16 protein-coding genes are annotated in these 18,916 nt (G+C 65.4%); 4 read left to right on the plus strand and 12 right to left on the minus strand.

All coding sequences use genetic code 11. The features are described from left to right. Nucleotides 1-96 precede the first annotated feature (96 nt). Both R3P95_RS18655 and R3P95_RS18660 read left to right on the plus strand, forming a co-directional pair. The gene (locus tag R3P95_RS18655; protein ID WP_411741442.1) at nt 97-2,592 is read left to right on the plus strand and encodes a transglycosylase domain-containing protein; all 2,496 of its coding nucleotides are present in this window, start codon (nt 97-99) and stop codon (nt 2,590-2,592) included. Nucleotides 2,593-2,704: 112 nt separating this feature from the next. After that, nucleotides 2,705-4,156: a glycosyltransferase family 87 protein gene (locus R3P95_RS18660; RefSeq protein ID WP_068047521.1), complete on the plus strand. Its 1,452-nt coding sequence runs from the start codon at nt 2,705-2,707 to the stop codon at nt 4,154-4,156. Here the strand turns inward: R3P95_RS18660 and R3P95_RS18665 are convergent. The 9 genes from R3P95_RS18665 to R3P95_RS18705 form a co-directional block, all read right to left on the minus strand. Beyond that, complete coding sequence (locus tag R3P95_RS18665) at nt 4,131-5,363, minus strand: TerD family protein (RefSeq protein WP_317549124.1); 1,233 nt, start codon at nt 5,361-5,363, stop codon at nt 4,131-4,133. The two genes, R3P95_RS18660 and R3P95_RS18665, sit on opposite strands and share 26 nt — an antisense overlap. A gap of 90 nt (nt 5,364-5,453) precedes the next feature. Continuing rightward, nucleotides 5,454-5,681, minus strand: a complete 228-nt coding sequence (locus tag R3P95_RS18670; protein WP_032378705.1) for a helix-turn-helix domain-containing protein — start codon at nt 5,679-5,681, stop codon at nt 5,454-5,456. Continuing rightward, on the minus strand, nt 5,681-6,280 hold the full coding sequence (locus R3P95_RS18675) for a hypothetical protein (RefSeq protein ID WP_317549125.1): 600 nt from the start codon (nt 6,278-6,280) through the stop codon (nt 5,681-5,683). Before R3P95_RS18675 ends, R3P95_RS18670 begins: the two co-directional genes overlap by 1 nt. Before the next feature lie 84 nt (nt 6,281-6,364). Further along, nucleotides 6,365-7,096: an ESX secretion-associated protein EspG gene (locus tag R3P95_RS18680; RefSeq protein ID WP_317549126.1), complete on the minus strand. Its 732-nt coding sequence runs from the start codon at nt 7,094-7,096 to the stop codon at nt 6,365-6,367. Between the two features lie 17 nt (nt 7,097-7,113). Then, nucleotides 7,114-8,529 carry a PPE domain-containing protein gene (locus tag R3P95_RS18685; protein ID WP_317549127.1) on the minus strand — a complete coding sequence of 472 codons (1,416 nt, stop codon included), beginning with the start codon at nt 8,527-8,529 and terminating at the stop codon, nt 7,114-7,116. Between the two features lie 39 nt (nt 8,530-8,568). Further along, on the minus strand, nt 8,569-9,372 hold the full coding sequence (locus R3P95_RS18690; RefSeq protein ID WP_317549128.1) for an HAD family hydrolase: 804 nt from the start codon (nt 9,370-9,372) through the stop codon (nt 8,569-8,571). Next, nucleotides 9,369-11,702, minus strand: coding sequence for a phosphoribosyltransferase (locus tag R3P95_RS18695; RefSeq protein WP_317549129.1), 2,334 nt, complete (start codon nt 11,700-11,702; stop codon nt 9,369-9,371). The genes R3P95_RS18690 and R3P95_RS18695 overlap by 4 nt, the downstream gene beginning before the upstream one ends. Beyond that, entirely contained in the window at nt 11,699-12,847 is a 1,149-nt protein-coding gene (locus R3P95_RS18700; protein ID WP_149408095.1) for an HpcH/HpaI aldolase/citrate lyase family protein, read from the minus strand. The genes R3P95_RS18695 and R3P95_RS18700 overlap by 4 nt, the downstream gene beginning before the upstream one ends. A 23-nt stretch (nt 12,848-12,870) precedes the next feature. Next, nucleotides 12,871-13,956, minus strand: coding sequence for a hypothetical protein (locus R3P95_RS18705; RefSeq protein WP_317549248.1), 1,086 nt, complete (start codon nt 13,954-13,956; stop codon nt 12,871-12,873). 219 nt (nt 13,957-14,175) lie between these two features. Between R3P95_RS18705 and R3P95_RS18710 the strand changes: the two genes are divergently transcribed. Both R3P95_RS18710 and R3P95_RS18715 read left to right on the plus strand, forming a co-directional pair. Then, on the plus strand, nt 14,176-14,751 hold the full coding sequence (locus R3P95_RS18710; protein ID WP_032396932.1) for a TerD family protein: 576 nt from the start codon (nt 14,176-14,178) through the stop codon (nt 14,749-14,751). 92 nt (nt 14,752-14,843) lie between these two features. Further along, nucleotides 14,844-15,941: a DUF475 domain-containing protein gene (locus R3P95_RS18715; RefSeq protein ID WP_068048447.1), complete on the plus strand. Its 1,098-nt coding sequence runs from the start codon at nt 14,844-14,846 to the stop codon at nt 15,939-15,941. A 9-nt stretch (nt 15,942-15,950) separates the two neighbouring features. On the opposite strand, the gene R3P95_RS18720 is transcribed toward R3P95_RS18715, so the two are convergent. The 3 genes from R3P95_RS18720 to R3P95_RS18730 all read right to left on the minus strand — a co-directional run bounded on the left by R3P95_RS18720 (nt 15,951) and on the right by R3P95_RS18730 (nt 18,778). After that, nucleotides 15,951-16,316 carry a helix-turn-helix transcriptional regulator gene (locus tag R3P95_RS18720; protein ID WP_149408094.1) on the minus strand — a complete coding sequence of 122 codons (366 nt, stop codon included), beginning with the start codon at nt 16,314-16,316 and terminating at the stop codon, nt 15,951-15,953. A 338-nt stretch (nt 16,317-16,654) separates the two neighbouring features. Next, nucleotides 16,655-17,353, minus strand: coding sequence for a response regulator transcription factor (locus R3P95_RS18725; RefSeq protein WP_149408091.1), 699 nt, complete (start codon nt 17,351-17,353; stop codon nt 16,655-16,657). Nucleotides 17,354-17,374: 21 nt separating this feature from the next. Then, nucleotides 17,375-18,778 (minus strand): hypothetical protein, encoded by a 1,404-nt coding sequence (locus tag R3P95_RS18730; RefSeq protein ID WP_317549130.1) that lies wholly within the window; start codon nt 18,776-18,778, stop codon nt 17,375-17,377. Nucleotides 18,779-18,916 lie beyond the last annotated feature (138 nt).

The raw sequence follows: 18,916 nt of genomic DNA on the forward strand, positions 1-18,916 counted from the left end.
ATGCCCCCGCAGGGCCGTCCCCCGATGCCTCCGCCCGGCCAGCGACCGGTACCCCCTCCCGGTCAGCGACCGGGACCTCCTCCCGGGCAGCGTCCGATGCCGCCGCAGGGCCGTCCTCCGATGCCTCCTCCCGGTCAGCGACCCGGTCCTCCTCCCGGGCAGCGTCCGATGCCCCCGCAGGGCCGACCTCCCATGCCCCCGCAGGGCCGACCCGTTCTGGGCAGGCCGCCGGTGGATCCGGTGAGTGGACGTCCCGCAGGCGAACGTCCCTACGGCGAACGTCGGTACGGAGAGCCGCCCATCGCGCCTCCTGTCCGATCCACTGCCCCGACGGGCGTCACTCGGTCCGGCGCTGTGCCACCACCCCACGAACCGAACGATCCATCAGTTCTCTCCTCGGGCAGCGAGCCGCCCGAGCCGCCCGAAAGAGGTCCCGCCGCGAAAACGAAGAAGAAGTCCAAGTGGCGGGTCGCTCGACGCACGATGTACGCGTTGATCGCCCTGGGTCTGATCGTGCCGATCCTGGCGTTCATGGTGGCCTACACCGTCGAGGACGTGCCGCGTCCCGGCGACATCAGAACCAACCAGGTCGCCACGATCTTCGCGGCCGACGGCTCGAGTGTGCTCGGCAAGGTGGTGCCGCCCGAGGGCAACCGAACCGACGTGACGATCGATCAGATCCCGGAGCACGTGCGCAACGCCGTTCTCTCGGCCGAGGATCGCGACTTCTATTCCAATCCGGGATTCTCGGTGACCGGTTTCGGCCGGGCTCTGCGTGACAATGTGCTCGGACGCGACAGTGCCGGCGGTGGCTCGACCATCACCCAGCAGTACGTCAAGAACGCGCTGGTCGGTAACGATCGGACGCTGACCCGAAAGATGCGTGAGCTCGTCATCTCCTCGAAGATGGCGCGGCAGTGGTCCAAGGACGACATTCTTGCGGCGTACCTGAACACCATCTACTTCGGACGCGGTGCCTACGGCATCGCCGCCGCGTCGACGGCGTACTTCGGCAAGTCCGTCGACCAGCTGTCGGTGGAGGAGGGTGCGGTTCTCGCCTCCGTCATCCAGCAACCCTCCAATCTCGATCCCGAGTTCAACCCCACCGGCGCGCAAGCGCGTTGGGACTACGTGCTCGACGGCATGGTCTCCCAGGGTCAGCTCGATGCGACCCAGCGGGCGTCGATGATGTTCCCGGCGGTGGTTCCGAGCGCGCAGGTCGATACCGGTGATGCTCAGGATGCCGGGCCGGACGGCTTGATCAAGGCCCAGGTGCTGCGAGAGTTGTCGGCGGTGGGTATCAGTGACCAGGACCTCAACACCGAGGGGCTGCAGATCACCACGACCATCGACCCGAACGCCCAGGCGGCCGCGGTCGAGGCCGTGAACGGCAACATGGAGGGCGAGCCCTCGGAGCTGCGGACGGCGTCGGTGTCGATCGATCCACGCACCGGTGCGGTCCGCTCGTACTACGGCGGTGCGGACGGTCGAGGATTCGACTTCGCCCAGTCCGGCTTGCAGACCGGATCCTCGTTCAAGGTGTTCGGTCTTGCCGCCGCGCTGGATCAGGGCATTCCGCTGTCGAAGATGTACGACAGCTCCCCGCTCGACGTCAACGGCATCGAGATCAGCAATGTCGAGGGTGCCTCCTGTGGAACGTGCACCATCGCCGAGGCGCTGAAGCGTTCACTGAACACCAGCTTCTACCGGATGATGCTCAGCATGGACAACGGTCCGCAGGCCATCGCGGACATGGCACACAAGCTCGGCATCCCGCAGGAGATCGAGGGCGTCGGACCCACCCTCACCGAGCCCGACAACGCGGGCCCCAACTACGGAGTCGTGCTCGGCCAGTACCAGTCTCGCGTCATCGACATGGCTTCTGCCTACGCGACATTGGCTGCGTCCGGCGTCTATCACACTCCGCACTTCGTGCAGAAGGTCGTCACCGCCGACGGCACCGTGCTGCTCGACCGGGCTCCCGAAGCCGGCCAGCAGGTCGTCTCGGCTGCGGTTGCGGACAACGTGACCTCGGCGATGCGTCCGATCGCCGGCTACTCCAACGGTCACAACCTCGCCGGCGGTCGCCAGTCGGCAGCCAAGACCGGTACCGCTCAGCTCGGAGACACCGGTCAGAACAAGGATGCCTGGATGGTCGGCTACACGCCGTCGCTGTCGACTGCCGTCTGGGTGGGCACCGAGCAGGGTCTGCCGCTCGAGAACAGTTACGGCGGACCGATCTACGGATCGGGCCTACCGTCGGACATCTGGAAAGACACGATGGACGGCACGTTGGACGGCACCTCGAACGAGACCTTCCCGACGCCCGAGGCCATCGCGGGTCAGGCCGGTGTGCCGCAGTACTCGGCACCCGCTCCGGCGACGACGGTGGCACCATCGACAGCTCCGCCACAGGTGACTCTGCCCATTCCGACGGAGATCTCGCCGCCGGTCGTCATCACTCCGCGGCAGGTCGAGATTCTGCCCGGCGTGACCATCCCGCTTCCCGGACTGGCACCGGCGCAGCCCGCGGAACCCGAACCGGCGGCACCCGAACCGGCAGCGCCCGAACCGGCAGCGCCCGGGCAGTAGCGACGCGGCGGTGACGACCGAACCCGACCGCAAGGGTCGAGCCGTGGCGAGCCCCGGTCGCCTCGATTCGGCGAGCGCTGCGGACCGCGATCTACCCAGTCGTACCGATCCGATGACCGAGGAACTGTCCTCGGTCATCGGCGGTCCGGTCGGCAAGCACGCGGTGATCGGTCGGCAGCGCTGGTTCACGGCGCTCCGGGTGATTCTGCTGCTCGCGGTGGTCTTTCTCTGCTTCGGTTGGTTCGCCAAGGCCGCGTGTATCCAGCAGGCACCGGTGGGACCGGGCGGTGAGCTCGGACTCGATTGGAGTGGCAGTCGTCAGTACGTGGCGATGTGTTACTCCGATACCGTGCCGCTGTACGGGGCGGAGCGACTCGATCAAGGTGCGTTCCCGTACAAGAAGTCCTGGGAAGAGACCAAGGCCGACGGGTCGAGTCAGATTCGGTACATGGAGTACCCGGTGCTCGCCGGGCTCTACCAGTACGGGTCGATGGTCGTCGGAAAGGCATGGAACTCACTCAGTTTCCTGCCGCAGGCGTTGCCGGTCGTCGTGTACTTCAACGTGGTTGCCCTGGGATTGGCCGTCGCCTGGTTGGTCACCGTGTGGGCCACTGCAATAGCCGCCGGACGCCGCATCTGGGACGCGGCCCTCGTGGCGGCCTCACCTCTGGTGATCGTGCACGGATTCACCAATTTCGACGCTCTCGCAACGGCTTTCGCGCTCACCGGTTTGCTGGCATGGGCCAAGAAGAAGCCGGTACTGGCCGGAGTTCTGATCGGTCTCGGCGGTGCCACCAAGCTCTATCCCCTGCTGTTCCTCGGGCCCCTGCTGGTGCTGTGCTGGCGCACCGGAAAGATGCGCGAGTGGGGCATCACCGCCGGTGCGGCGATCGGTGCCTGGTTGGCGGTCAATCTTCCACTGGCGCTGCTGTATCCGTCGGGATGGTACGAGTTCTTCCGGCTCAATTCCGAGCGTGGTGCGGACCCGGATTCGCTGTACAACGTCGTCACCTCGTTCACCGGTTGGACCGGTTTCGACGGTCCCCTGTACCCGGGCGACAAACCGTTGGTTCTCAACGCCGTGACGCTCGTGTTGTTCGCCATCGTGTGTGCGCTGATCGCGTACATCGGCACGACGGCACCGACGCGGCCGCGGCTCGCGCAGCTGGTGTTCCTGGTGGTCGCCGGGTTCCTGCTCACCAACAAGGTGTGGAGTCCGCAGTACTCGCTGTGGCTGGTTCCGCTGGCCGTACTGGCGTTGCCACATCGTCGAATCCTGTTGGCGTGGATGACGATCGACGCCTTCGTCTGGTTCCCGCGGATGTACTACTACCTGGGTGTGGAGAACAAGGGTCTACCCGAACAGTGGTTCACCGCGACCGTCGTGGTGCGCGATGTCGCCGTGATCGGATTGTGCGCGTTGATCGTTCGGCAGATCTACCGTCCGGCGGAGGATCTCATTCGGAACGGCAGCGCCGTCGACCCGCTCGGTGGCGTGCTCGACGGCGCTGCAGATCGGACGACTACCGCCCGCAAGGTCACATATAGCGGCCGAGCTGTTTGACGGCTTCACCGGCATGCTTGGCCTGGATACCGTCGCCGATGGCCTGGAGCTTCCATTCGCTGCCCTGGCGGTACACCTTCGCCATCACCAGACCGGTGAACGGCATGCCGCCCTGCAGGGTGAAGCGGGCCAGTTCGGTGTTGGTGGTGTTGTCGACGAGACGGCAGAATGCGTTCGCGACCTGCTCGAACGTCTGACCGCGGTACGACGTGACCGTGAAGACGATGCCGGTCACGTGCTTGGGTACCCGCGTCAGGTCGACCACGATCACCTCGTCGTCGCCCTCGCCTTCGCCGGTGAGGTTGTCACCCTGGTGCACGATCGAGCCGTCCTTGGCATTGAGCTGCCCGTAGTAGACGACATCGTTGACGTTGCGGTCGGCGAGCATGATCGCCGACGCGTCCAGGTCGATGTTCGCTGCTCGGCCGCCGCCGCCGAAGAATCCGCCCTTCTTCGGAGTGGTCACCGGGTCCCAGCCGAGACCCATCCGGATGACCGTCAGAGCCACGCCGCCGTCCTTGCGGAGGGTGACCTTCTGGCCCTTCGTGAGGCTGACGGGCTTGGACTTGGTGAGGCTGACTTCCGGAGCCTCGGTGGGGACCGGTGCGGCGGGTGGTGCCGGCGGGGCAGCCGGCGGCGGTGGAGTGACGGGAGCGGGAGGCGGTGTCGGTGCGGAAGGTGTGGGAGCAGGGGCGTCGTCCACGGACACACCGTGATCGGTCACCAGGGCGGCGAATCCGCCCGCGTAGCCCTGCCCGACGGCTCGCACCTTCCAACTTCCCTGACGGCGGTAGATCTCCAGCGCGATCACGATGGACTCCGAGCTCAGGCCATCGATTGTGTACTCGTACAACACATTTCCGGCTGTATCGCTCACTCGCGCCACGGGGGCGGTGGATCGCCCGAAGTTGCTCGACGCGTCGTCGAGGGTGATGACCGCGCGGATCTGCTCGATGTCGGCGGGCACTGCAGCGAGCGACACGGCGAGCCGGGCCGGTCCGCCCTGGCCGGGCTCGAGGCGAACACCGGGGCCGGTGGGCTGATTGAAGAACACGAAGTCGGCGTCGGTGCGTACTTTTCCGGCGTCGGTGACCAGTAGCGCGGACAGGTCCGCAGGTACGGCCAGCGAGATGGAGACGACGACGTCACCGACGGTGAGGGGGCCGTTCTGACCCTTGGACAACGGTTGACCGGCCGGAGCAGACAATGTGATGGACTCTCTCTCGTAGTGCTGGTTACCGTCATCCAATGTACTTGTTCGATTTGTCCGACTGGTGTGGCTGCGATCGGGCGGACGTCAGATCTGGCGGAGGGTGAACAGGTCGCCGGGTGTGCAGCCGAGGACGCGACAGACTGCGGTGAGCGTCGAGAATCGGATGGCCTTGGCACGGTCGTTCTTGAGCACCGACAGATTGACGACGCTGACCCCGGCGAGACGGGAGAGTTCCGCGAGGGTCATACCGCGGGCGTCGAGAATCTCGCCCAGATGACAGACGACGAGGTGGTCTACGAATTCCTCCGCCATCAGACCAGACCATCGGCATCGCGAGCGAGCTTGGTGCCCTGGGTGATGGCGGCGTAGACGAACTGCAGGAAGGTTGACACGGCGATTGCGATCCAGAGGCCGGTCACAGGCCGCACAGTATCGATGGTCGTGCTCAGCTCGAGCGCACCGGCGACGCTGTTGGTGCCGAGCATGTTCATGAACCCAGTGATGATGGGGTACGCGAGAATGCACACGCCGATCAGCACGACGTCGGTGCGCGCGGCGTTGGTGAACGTATTCCCGGCGATCACACGGTTGCAGAAGCGGTAGAAGAACAGTAGACCCGCCAAGATGATGACCAAACCGACGATGATCGCGCCGTAGCGCATCACGTCGATGAAGCCCAGCAGTCGCGCGACCTCGGTCTTCGGAACACTGAGCTCGATCGAGTTTCCCGGTTGCAGTTGGCCCCCGAACAATTCCACGGGTGGTGTGTTCCACTCCGGTTCGACCGTGGCGAGGACGTAGTCCGAAGAGTTGTACTTCCACATCTTCCAGCCGGACCAGCCCACGGCCAGTGCCGCGTAGAACACCATCGCCCACTTGTTGGTCCGCATCGAGCTCAGTCCGTATGCCATCCCGCCGCCTCCATATCGATAGTCGATAACAACGAATATCGATAACCTATCGAAAATCGATAGGGTGTCAAGAGCGCGCCGTTCTCACCGCCTCAGCGCCACTGCCACGTGCCGTCCGATCTCCGACGCCAGGCCGGTCGTATCGGCGGGCGCGATGTCGATCGTTTCCGCGGAGTGGACGATGTACCGGCCGTCGTGCTCGAAGTCCATCCAGAAGAACGACACGGCATCGGTGTCGCGGCGGTTGTCGTAGGTCTTGCCGCGCGCGACGATGATCTCGCCGACTGCAGACCGTGGGCGGTCGAAGAACGACCGGAACCGCTCGTCCGCCGTCGCACCCCGGGTTGCGGTGGACAGATGCGACCCACCCGAAGTCGTTGCAGCAATGGCACGTTCGAGTCGCTCGGCCGGTCGGCGGCCTGCAGCGATGTTCGGTACGGATCCGAGAACGACGGCGGGGGCATGGGCAGGGCCGGTCAGTTCGACGGTGACGGCACCGCCCGAGGAGGCGTCGGGCCCGAGCTCCTGAGTGAGCACCGCGGCAGTGTCGTGGCGAATCGCTGCGTGGCTGCGCACGATGCCGTGACGAGAATCGATTGTCTCGCCGCGACATTCGATGCGAACGATCGGGTCGACGACGGTCCGAACAGCTGCGCCGAGCTTCTCGTCCATCATCGCGTCGATCCTCGCCGACGCCTCGCTCCGCAGCTGTCGGAGTTCGTCCACGGTCTCGACGTCGATGGTGACCGCCAGGGGGTACGGCAGTCGGTCGCGTCCGAATCGACTGCACAGCATCATGAAGTCGATGCCGGGCATGGTCCATTTCGTCACCGTCAGCCGCCGAGTACCGGAGGTGCGACCAGGGGTAGATCGCCGATCAGTTCGCTGCCGTTGCTCACATCGACGAGGTAGCCGGGAACGGCGTGCTCTCCGTCGTTGTCGCCGGCTCCCCGTGCGCCTGCTGCGCCCATGGCACCCATTCCCGGCATTCCGTGTGCTCCCGTGCGGCCGGCCGACGCCGCAGCTGCGCTGCCCGCACCGCTGCCTCCCGCACCGCTGCCTCCCGCCCCGCTGCCGCCCGCACCGATCCCGCCCGTGCCGCCGCCGATCGGAGAGCCGAGAATCGAGCCGCCGTAACCCGATCCGGTACCGGAACTGCCTCCGGATCCGGACCCGTATCCCGCACCGCCGCCGTAGCTCGAACCATTGGATCCTGCGAAGCCGCTGCCGCCCGGTCCTGTTCCGCCGAACCCCCCGCCGGGACCTGCGCCGACCCCGGAACCCGCACCACTGCCGGAAGCGCCCGGCCCGGTGGCCGAGGCGGCTCGAGTTTCGCCTGAGTTGTCGGCCGGAGGCAGGGAACCCGAACCGCCCGACCCGGGCTGCTCCGATGCCGCAGTACCTGCTCGACCCGCTTCGACAGCCTCGGTGCCGCCGGCCTGCGCCTGCGCTGCCGTATCAGCCCCACCCTCGGTACCGGAGCCGCCGGGCGAGGTCGACCCGATACCCCCATCTCCGCCCCCGGCAGAACTGACGAGTCCCCAGCTGCCGCCGGAACCACCACCGTCAACGACCGGGTTGTGCGCTGCCGGTAGCACCGGGACCTCGGAATCGGACTGCAGCACCCCTGGTACGTAGACCGAGCGCATGATTCGGCGTGCTTCTTCCTGCTGCTCCTCTCGGGCCGACACCACCTCTTTCGCGGCGAAGGGGATGGGCAGCAGGGAATCGATCAAGCTGCTTTCGGCTCCCGCAACCACCGGCGGCATCCTCGACTTCGTCTGCGTGAAACCGGAGTGCGCCTCGAGCAACTTGTTGCTGATCAGACTCATGGAGGTGGACAGCGCGTTCGCAGACGAGACGTAGTCGCCCACACCGCCGCGGACGGCGTCGGCTGTAGGTCCCGACCAGCCCGACGTCATGGCCGCCTCGATGCCGGACCGGAAGCCGTCGGATCCGCTGTTCGCGGCAGCGGACAAGTCGTTCCAGTTCTTGGACGATTCCCCGATGGTTTCGGTACCCAGCGATTTCACCATGGCCGCGATCTGCTCGTGCGGCATCACCTCGAACGCCTCCGTGATGACCACTTCGGCCGGCTCGAACTCGCCGCGGTAGTCGAGGGCCACGTTCGCCTTCTCGAATGCCGCATTCAGAACGGAGCCGAGAAATTCGGGGCCGACCGGCGTCACGAACGCACTGGTGACGATGTTGTCGATCGTCGCCGCGAGTTCCTCGTACGGATCCGTCATGCCCACCCCTTGCCCTACGTCTGCCTCCCCGACGAACAGTTAGACGCGGCGCACGGCGGTTCGGTTCCGCAGCCACTCGAGAATTTCCTCGCTGGCCCGGACACCGGAGGACTCGGTGACGGTCAAACCGGGTCGAGTGAATCCGAGCAGCTCCAGTTCGCCGTGCCGCGGACGGATCGCGGCGTCGGCCGCGATGAGCATCTCGGCGTCGAGTGCACCGTCACCTGCGGCGAGGACTCGGGCGTCGGCGTCGAGGGTGCCGTCCTGTACCAGCCTGGTCCGAACCTCGGCCACCGCAGAGCTCTTGCACACCGCGTTGGGCATCGTGTAGATCTTGCGCCCCTGTTGCGAGACGTTCCAGTCCCTAGCGGCGCACCACTGCGACCACTCCGCGACGAAGCCCTCGGGCACGGCCGCCGTGTTCACCACCAGGTAGCAGAACAGGCCGTCGGCTTCGCGGTACTTGAGGACCCAGTCCTCGGAGACCCTCGATCTCAACTCGGCACCGATGCCGGTCAGGTTCAACTCGAACCCGTTGCGCCAGTGCATGTCCGGCTCGCCGTCGACAAGAATGTTGCCGCCGTTGCTGGTGATGGCGTACCGCCACGGGGCACCTGGGAGTGCGATCCGCCGAAACTGCTCGATGGTACGTGTCGTGGTCGGCACGACCACAACATTCTCGCTCAACTCGCGCAGCAGAGAGATCGAACGAGAAGACATGTACGACAACGGCTTTCCCTCGTACAGCTCCACGCACTCGAACGAATCGTCCAGGGGCACACCGAGTGCGCCCTCGGAGAAGATCATCGTACGGTCGAGATCCACCGCGACGAGAGCGCTCACGACGCGTCCCCGCTCGACACGTTCTTGATCAGCCCCATACACGAATATGCGAGGTCGGGAACCACATCCACCGGCACTCCCCTGGCCGCGGCGAGCATCCTGATGTGTTCGTGCTCGGGCGCATCGGCCTCGCGCACCAGTACTCGCCACGGGACACGACGCAGCAGCACCCGAGTGGTTTCGCCGACGCCGGGTTTGACGAAATTGACGTGCGATATGTCGTACTCCTCGCGGACCTTCTCCACCGATGCCCAGCCGGACCACGTGGGCGTTCGGTCGGAGCCGAGAACCGCTGCTACAGAGGCATCGACCTCGTCCCGGACGTCCTCGAAACGGGCAGCGACGGTGTCGAGCAGGTGACGCGAGACGTCGTCGGGGGCGAGATCGGCGTAGTACTTCGCGCCGTGGAAGTCCCCGGGACGAATCAGACTGTCGTTGAGCACGGTTCGTGAAACCAGGCCCGACACAGTCGAGTTCAGACAGGCCGAGGCGATGAGGAAGTCGTCGCGGGTGCCGTAGGTGCGAGCGCAGTTGCCCGGATCGGCGAGCACGGCGAGGTCGTCGTCGAACTCGGCTCCGGGGAATTCGCGCAGCGCCGCGGTGAGCTCGCGGGCGATCGCGCCCTTGCCCGTCCAGCCGTCGACGAACACCACCGAGCGCGAATCGTGATGCTCGGCCAGGTAACGCAGGGCCACGGCGTCGATGCCTCGATCGCGCACGATCGAGACGGCATAGTGCGGAATCTCGAGGCCATGGGCTGCGAATGCCCAGCGGCGCATAAGAATTCCGACGGGTGTCCCCGCGCGGGCCAAGGACGCCAGTGCGATGTCGTGTCCGCGCTCGGCCAGCACGACCTCGGTGACGGTGCCGACCGCGACCGCCAGCCGTGACGCGCTCTCCTGCAGCACTTTCTCGAACAGTTCGCGGTAGGCAAGATCCGGTTGATACTCGACCGGAAGCGATTCGGCGTAGTGGGCTTCGCCGGCCTGAATGCGCTTCTCCCGCTCCTCGATTCCTGCTTCGAGTGAGACCGACGAGAGGTCCTTGAGCAGCCAGGTGACTTCGTCGGCTGCGTACGAACCGAATTCCGGCCCTCGCAGCGGACGTGCCCGCCGCGAGACTTCGAGAGCCACCGGGTCCGCGCCCGTGACGACGACCAGCAGCACGTCGGTACCCGAGGCGGCCAGGGTCTCGGCGGCTGCTGCCAGAGCGTCGGTGTCGGCGGGGGCGTCGGCGACGAGCACCAGTGTCGCGTCGTCCGGTCCGGACGCGTTGTAGAGGTAGCGCAATCCCGATTCGTCCTCGGGCGCAGTGAACTCGAAGCCGCGGCGCAGGGGGTAGCCGGGCACGTCGAGAACGTAAGCCGGTGACCGAGTGGTGGTCTGGAACAGTGCGGTGTGCCCGCGCTCCTGCAACGCCGCCGCCAGCCGGAGCGGCAGGTACATGAGCTCCTCGTGGCCGATGACGACCACCGGTGCCGATCCGGGGAGCGAGGAGTCGACGGTGGTTGCGAGAGCATCGATCGCCGAGTCGAAACCGGCGGCGTCGGATCGGAGGAACCCGTGCCGGCCGCCGTCGGGCAGGGTTGCCGGCCACTGCGCATCGACGCGGCGAACCGAACCAGGCTGTGCAGCAACCGGATCGAACTCCGGATCAGGGAGGGCCAGCACCGTCTCCACCAGGCCTGGCTCGAGCTCAACCGATCCCTGCGCCAGGCTCACGTTGTCGATCCGAACGCCGAGTTCTGTTGCCACCGCCGCAGCTGCAGCGAGATGCTCGGTGGTGCGCATGTCCACCAGGGACGCGATGACGTAGTGCGCGCGGCCGGCGGATGCGTGAATCTGCCGAAGGGCATCGAGCGCGGTCGCTCCGGTCGAGATCTCGTCGTCGACGAGTATCAACGGTAGGTCGCCGGCCAGAAGGTCGGCCGAGGTGGGCATCAGCAGGTGGTCGGTGGCGTGTGAGTGACCCTCCTCGAACTCGCCGTGCACGGTCATGCCGGGAACGTGGCGACGCGTCGAGTGCAGGTAGCAGTGCGCGCCCAGAGCCGTCGCGACGGTATGGCCCAATCCGGTTGCAGTTTCGGCAAATCCGAGCACGTCGACATCGGAGCCGCCCACCGCGGTCTGCACCAGGGCGGCCAGTTCGTTGCCGGCGGAGATGACGACGTCCGGATCGACGGGTATGTGTTTGCCGAGCACCGTCGAGACCAACAGGTGGGCGCGGCGAGGGTTCCGACGCAGACCGGGCAGCACCAACTGTGTTGCCGTCCAGGACGACGACGAACCGGTGTCGGTGAGCACGATTCCGTCGGCCGGATTCGCGTTCATCGCTGTGCCAGTGCGGTCAGTAGATCCACGAACGTGATCCCCTCGTTGGTGACACCGAACGCCCTGGCGCGTACCACCGTCTGTTTCGCCCAATTGCGGTGCGGTCCCAGCTCGTTCATCTTGTTGCGGTAGCCGGATGCCTGGACGCCGCCCTGGTCGGAGGAGAGAATGTCGAGTGCGTCGTGGTATTCCTCGTGCGTCACCGCGGACAGCGCGTGCACGGCAGGCACGTGCGAGGGGTGGATGACGGTCTTGCCCTGAATGCCGTTCGCGCGGTCGAGTGCCACCTCGCGCAGGAGGGCGTCGAGGTCGCTGCTCACCAGTTGCTGGCGAAAGCGCACGGCCTCCTGATCGACGAACGGCGTCTGGCGCAGCAGCGGGCGGAACATGCGTTCGTGGTCTGCGAAGTACTCCCACACCGGTCCGGTGATGACGAAACCCGATCCGTCGTAACGACCCAGGTGATTGACGATGGCGCTGATGACGTCGGCGACGACGCGGACGTCGTAGATCGTCAGGTCGCGATCGCGGCGGATGCCGAAGGTGCCGCACATGTCGGTGGCCCCGATTCGCACCGCCAGCACGGTGTCGCGGTACTCACCGAGGAGTTCACGGATGGCAACCAGTTCCGCGTCGCGTGTCTCCCGGTGCACCACTTCCGTGGATTCGAGGACGGGCATGGCGAACAGACGGGTGCCGTGTGTCGTGGACGCGGCGACGATCTCGTCGAGGAACTCGGCTCCGCGTGCTGCCGTGAACTTCGGTACGACGAATCCGGCGAGCCCGGCGGCACCGTGGTTCAGGCCGGCGCAGATGCTGCGGATGTGCGCGGCGGTGCGAGCTCGAACGAACACCAGTGATCCCGAACCCGAGAGTTCGTTCAGAGTTCGTACGGTGTTGGCCAGCGCTTCTTCCAGATTATGGTCCGCCACAGCGTCTTCGAGATCGATGACGATGGACCGAACCCCCTCGTCGGTGCGTTTGTTCACCGTCGCGGTCAGGTCGGGACGCGTAGCCGGGATGTACAGCGTCGCTCCGAGAGCCGTTGCCACGAGGTCGTTTCCGTCGCTCGTCTCGATGTCCTCCGGCTGCAGGAAGAACACTCGTTCACGGGTGTCTGCGTCGAGATGGCGAAAGTGTTGCACCACTGTCCTTCGTGTGAATGTGATCAGTGCGAGGTTCGCATGCGGTCGATCACGCCTGCGATGAAGTCCGAAATGGTATCCAGATCCTGCAGATATGACCAGTAGTCGGGGTGGGTACCCGACAGGGCTGTGCTCGCCCTGTCGATCCGGGCGAGCTGAGCATCCAACACCGAGCCCCATTCGGCAACCAGACCACGGTTGACCGCGAGTTGTTGGGCGTCACGAAGTTTGAACCGCACTTTGTTCTCGGTCTGTTTCGGATCGGCTTTGACAGCGCGCAGCAGACGAACTCGGTCGGTGACCGCGTCGACCAGTTGTTCGGCATCGCTCAGGTGTTGGCGTGCCTGGGTCACCAGATCCAACGAGTGTTCGGGATTGCCCGCGTCGAGTGCAGAACGCGCTGCGCTCAGATCCTCGTCGGCCTGCTCGATGTGGTGCGCACTGGACCGTTCGTTGCGAGAGAGGTCCGCCGAGCTCTTGGCGTTGAACTCCCGCAGCAAGCTCGAGAAGGCCGGGGCAATGCCCTCGGATCTCGTTCGCACCGCTTCGATTCGGGTGCGCACCGAGGCCAGTGCCGTTCGGGCCTCCTGAAGGCGGCCCGGAGCCGAGTTCACTGCGGCACGCAGTGCTGCCGCCCGATCGCGGACCAGGGCGGCGTGCTCTCGGGCGCGCAGGGGGTCGCGCTGATCGGCCTGCAATTGCGTTGTTGCCGAATCGAGTTCGCGCCACGCCTGCCGGAGTGAGGGGTAGCCGGCAAACTGTTCGTCGACGGTCGATCGGGCGGCGTCGGCCTCGGCCAGGGCGTCCTGGACCAACCGCGGGGTCGCGGCGAACTGAGCGGAGGACTGCTCGAGGGTGTCTCGGTGGGCGTCGTAGAACCGATCCACAGCCGAGCTGGCGTCGTGCAGAAGCGCGGTCGCTCGGTCGAAGGCCGATCTGGCGGCAGGAGTGGTGATTCCGTCGAACTGATCGACGGCGGCGAGGTAGGCGGCTCCGGCATCGAAACATTGCTTCTCGGTGTCTGCCCACCGGCTCGCGAGTCGATCCTGAGGACGCAGTGCGGTGGAGGCCTCGACGCCCGCCGAGGCGATGGACTGACGTTTGTCCATGTCGAGGAACGCGGCGACAGCGTTGTCCTGGGAACGACGCGCGGCGGCGTCGGATTCGGCACCCCGGCGGAACACCCCAGGCCAGCGACTTGTCACCTGCTCGATAGTACTGACGGGAACCCTGGCGATGTCGTACTCGTTGGCGGAGTACGTCCAAGAACCGGACATTCCCACTACGGTTGAACCCGTACGGGAAACCAATTGCGAAAGGACCTCTCCATGGGCGTCAGCCTCAGCAAGGGTGGCAATGTCTCGCTCACCAAGGCAGCTCCGAACCTGACCGCGGTCGTGGTCGGTCTCGGATGGGACATCCGCACGACGACCGGCACCGACTTCGATCTCGACGCCAGCGCCATCGCTCTGAACTCGACGAAGAAGGCCTTGAGCGACGGGCACTTCGTGTTCTTCAACAACCTGAAGTCTCCGGACGGCTCCATCGAGCACACCGGCGACAACACCACGGGTGAGGGCGACGGAGACGACGAGCAGATCAAGGTCGATCTCGCCGCAGTACCGCCGGAGATCGAGACCATCGTCTTCCCCGTGTCGATCTACGATGCGGACGCACGCTCGCAGTCGTTCGGTCAGGTGCGCAACGCGTTCATCCGCGTCATCAACCAGGCCGACAACTCCGAGCTCGCTCGCTACGACCTCAGCGAGGATGCCTCCACCGAGACCGCCATGGTCTTCGGTGAGCTGTACCGCAACGGCGCGGAGTGGAAGTTCCGCGCAGTCGGTCAGGGCTACGCATCCGGACTCGCAGGAATCGCCCGCGATTTCGGGGTAAACGTGTAGTAAAGGCCCTCTCAAGATTGGGAGTACCCCCGCCTCGTCATTCATGATGGGCGGGGGTTTTTCCGTCTTTAGTCTCGAGAAGGGCCACGCCTGTGGTTGTGAAGATCTTCGGATGGTCGATCGCGGTCACCATCGTGTCCGTGATCGTGGCTTTCCTGTACGGCGGGATCGAGGCGATGATCCTCGTGCTCATCCTCGGCGTGCTCGAGGTGTCGCTGTCCTTCGACAACGCCGTCATCAATGCCACTGTGCTGCGACGTATGAGCGAGTTCTGGCAGAAGATCTTCCTCACCATCGGCATCATCATCGCGGTGTTCGGCATGCGGTTGCTGTTCCCGCTGGTCATCGTCTGGGCCGCGTCCGGTCTGGGCCCGGTGGCGGCACTCGATCTGGCACTGAACCCGCCCGCCGACGGTGCCGCGACCTTCCCGGACGGGTCGCCGAGTTACGAAACTCTGCTCACCGACGCGCATCCGCAGATCGCCGCGTTCGGTGGCATGTTCCTGCTGATGTTGTTCCTCGGCTTCATTTTCGAGGACCGCGAGATCACCTGGTTGAGCTGGCTCGAGAAGCCCCTCGCCCGGATCGGCCGCCTCGATCAGCTCTCCGTGGTCGTCGCAGGCCTGCTGTTGGTACTGAGCGCCGAGTTCCTGGCCGAGGACGACAAGATCTCCACCGTCATGGTCTCGGGTGTGCTGGGCATGATCACCTACATCTCGGTCAACGGACTCGGCGAGCTCTTCCACGTCGAGGAAGAGGGCGAAGAGTCCTCGGGCGGACCGAGCGAACTGGCGAAGGCGACGGGTAAGGCCGGATTCTTTCTGTTCCTCTACCTCGAGGTGCTCGACGCGTCCTTCTCGTTCGACGGTGTCATCGGTGCCTTCGCCATCACCGCCGATCCCATCATCATTGCGCTCGGCCTCGGCTTCATCGGCGCGATGTTCGTCCGCTCGATCACGGTGTTCCTGGTCCGCAAGGGAACGTTGTCCGACTACGTGTACCTCGAGCACGGTGCGCACTGGGCGATCGGCGCGTTGTCCATCATCCTGCTGGTCTCGATCGGTGTGCACATCAACGAGCTGATCACCGGTTTCGTGGGAATTCTGTTCATCGGAGCCGCCCTGCTGAGCAGCATCCGACGCAACAAGCGTCTGGAGAACGAAGGCGTGGAGACCGCAGTCAGCGTCTGACCGGCGAGTTCACAGCTCCGAGATATCGACCAGCCCGTCCTGCAGGGCCCGTGCGACGAGGGCGGCTTTGGTCGGTGCCGGGCGCCCGACCGAGGTGTACTTGGCCCGAATTCGGGTGAGGTGTGTGTTGACGGTGCCGAGCGAGAGAAACAGTGTCTTCGCCACTTCGGTCTTCGAGTCGTGTCGAATCCAGCAGAGCAGCACCTCGATCTCGCGGCCGGTCAGATCCGGTCGCGGCGGGAACGGGCTCGGGGCGGCCGGGACGGGGTGTATCTGCATCGCAGGCGGAACCAAGCTGATGGGCCCACGTGAACGGTGCGTCGTCGGGACTCCCGCGTCGTCCGCGGAGGGCAAGGGTTCGAGCAGTGCAGACATCAATTCTCCCGGACGCCGTAGTGGGTTGAGACCAACTAAACCAATGGGAATGATTCTCACAGGTAATTCGCAGGTTTTCTGCCCTGACTATTAGGGGCATTGAACCGTCAACCGTCCGATGAGCGTGTCACGAAGCTACGACAGACTGCCGGCCGTCGGCATCGAGTTCGATCCGCACGTCGGCGCTCGAGTCGCTGACCAGGATGGATACGATCCTCGCGCGGCCGGGCGGCAGTATCCGAGCGGTCACCACACCGCTCGTCGAACCCCTGAGTGCGTCGGAAACCGCGGTGCTCACCCGCGTCGACACTGTGGGATGAACCACAGCAATCAGCGGGTCAATCCTGCGGAGGTAGTTCGGGCATCGGCAGCCAGCCGTCCTCGACCGCTCGCTTGTACAGATCGGTTTTCGTCGGTGCCGGACGCCCGGCCTCGGCGTATTTGTTGCGGATCCGCACCAGGTAGTCGTTGACGGTCTGCTCGGACAATCCGGCGAGGCGGGCAACGCGTCCGGCCTTCTCGCCCGACGCGTAGAGGGCGAGTACCTCGCGCTGACGCGGACTGAGTCCGACGTCGGGGAGCTGCGGATCGCCGTCGATCGCGGCAGCCCAATCCGTCGTGACGACCTGCCCGCCGCTCGCTGCGCGTCGGATCGCGGAGACGATCGCCGCCGCGGGGGCGGACTTTCGGACCACGCCGAGCACACCTGCACGGGCTGCCGAACGAACGAGAAAGGCGTTCTCGGCTCCGGTGTAGACGAGGACGCGCGCGCCGGCGGCGTGCAACTGCTCCACGTTCGAGCGGGGTGACGAACCGTCACCCAGACGAAGATCGAGCACCACCAGATCGAGTGTCGGCTGTTGGGCGAGCAGCTCCGCGACCGTGGCGGCGGTGGACACCAAGTCCAGGTCGGGTTCGTCTGCGAGCATGGCCTTGAGTCCGAGCGCTACCGATTCGTGGTCCTCGACGAGGCCGACGCGTCGTACATCGGTGGTTCGTCTCTCGGTGTTCTCCTGCGATTGCGACACCTGTGTCATGTCCCCGCCCCGCCCTACGTGCTACTGCCCCGGTGATGTTGTCAGCGATATCGTTGCTGGTCGGGGCGATGATACAGACGCCTGGTCGGTTTCGCCCGGGAACGGAACCCGCATCCGAGCTCGGAGGAACAGCACGAAGAACACCAGCAGCAGCAGCGCTCGTCCCCACACTCCGACGAGAACGAAGAACTCCTCGTCGGTGGCATCTGCCCCCGAGGCCAACGCGGCGAAGTACTTGAAGACGCCGATTCCCATCGACAGATCGACGACCAGATACGCGGCGACGAGCCCCCACGGGACCCGAAGCAGCACCAGGAAGGGCAGCAGCCACAGCGTGTACTGGGGCGAGTGCACCTTGTGCAGCAGCATGAAACCGCACAGCATCGATCCGCTGACCGCGACCCACGGGTACGTCCCGACGACCTTCGCGCGACGCCATCCGAGCCACAGCGCGAGAGCGAACGCGGCGAACACCAGCAGCGGCGACGCCACGTCGACCACGTTCTGGAAGGAGGCCTCGGCCTCGGCGTAGGCATCGGGATTCATCTGGTCGTTGATGTAGAAATGGCGCAATCCCCAGTACCAGATGGAGTTGGTCGTCAGGTCTGCCTGCCGCAGCGACTGGAACGTGAACGACGCCCGCCATCCTTCGTAACCGAGCACCGCGAACGGCAGATTCACTGCGACGACCGTGCCGATGGCAGCGCCGGCCACCATCAGGCCGCCGCGGATGTCCCAGCGAGCTCGGACGGTGTCGGCGGACTCGCGTCCACCGATGCCGCCGGTGACCACGTACGCGATCAGGGGCAACACGAATGCTCCCGGATAGAGCTTGAGGCAGAAGCCGACGGCCAGCAGCACCGAGGCGAGAATCGCCTTGCGTCGCAGCGGCATCGGCAGCGTCATGACGAATATCGCTCCGACGGCGGTGGCCACGACGGGAAGCTCCCAGTTGTGGAAGGCGTACATCACCAGAGGCGGGCCGATCGACCAGAGCAAGGCGGGCCAGCCTGCCATCCGGCCGAGCATCCAGGCGGTGAGCAGACCGAACGGCGCGAGAATCAACGCCGAGGTCAACAGGAACTGTGCATCGGTGTGGGCCGGAATGGCTCCGAGCCACATCAGCAATCCACTGAGGACCGGGTACTCCACCGTTCCGCCCGTGAGGATTCCGTCGCTGGTGATGGCCCCGTGAATGTACGGAAAGATGTGATTGTCGATGTCTCGGCCGAGCCACAGGAATTGGATGTCGGAGTAGCAGACCGAGGAATCCTTGATGGCGTCGAACATCGTGCTGCGACCGGAGGCGTCGAACGGCGCGACCGCGCATCGGGCCTTGTTCAGATAACCCAGAATCAATCCCACCGCAGCCATCGCGACGACCACGACGACCGTCATCGGATTGGCGCGGACCCCGGATCGCATGGTGCAAGACTATGACGCGCGAACGCCGGACCGTGCGCCCGACGCGAATTAGCAGGTCAGGGCCCGCCTCGTGTATCTTCGAGGGGTTGCTGACGCAACGACCCTCCTGCCACGGACAGTCCGTGGCCGTTTTCACTA

It is taken from the genome of Rhodococcus cercidiphylli (genome assembly GCF_033042225.1).
In the GTDB taxonomy this organism is placed as follows: domain Bacteria; phylum Actinomycetota; class Actinomycetes; order Mycobacteriales; family Mycobacteriaceae; genus Rhodococcoides.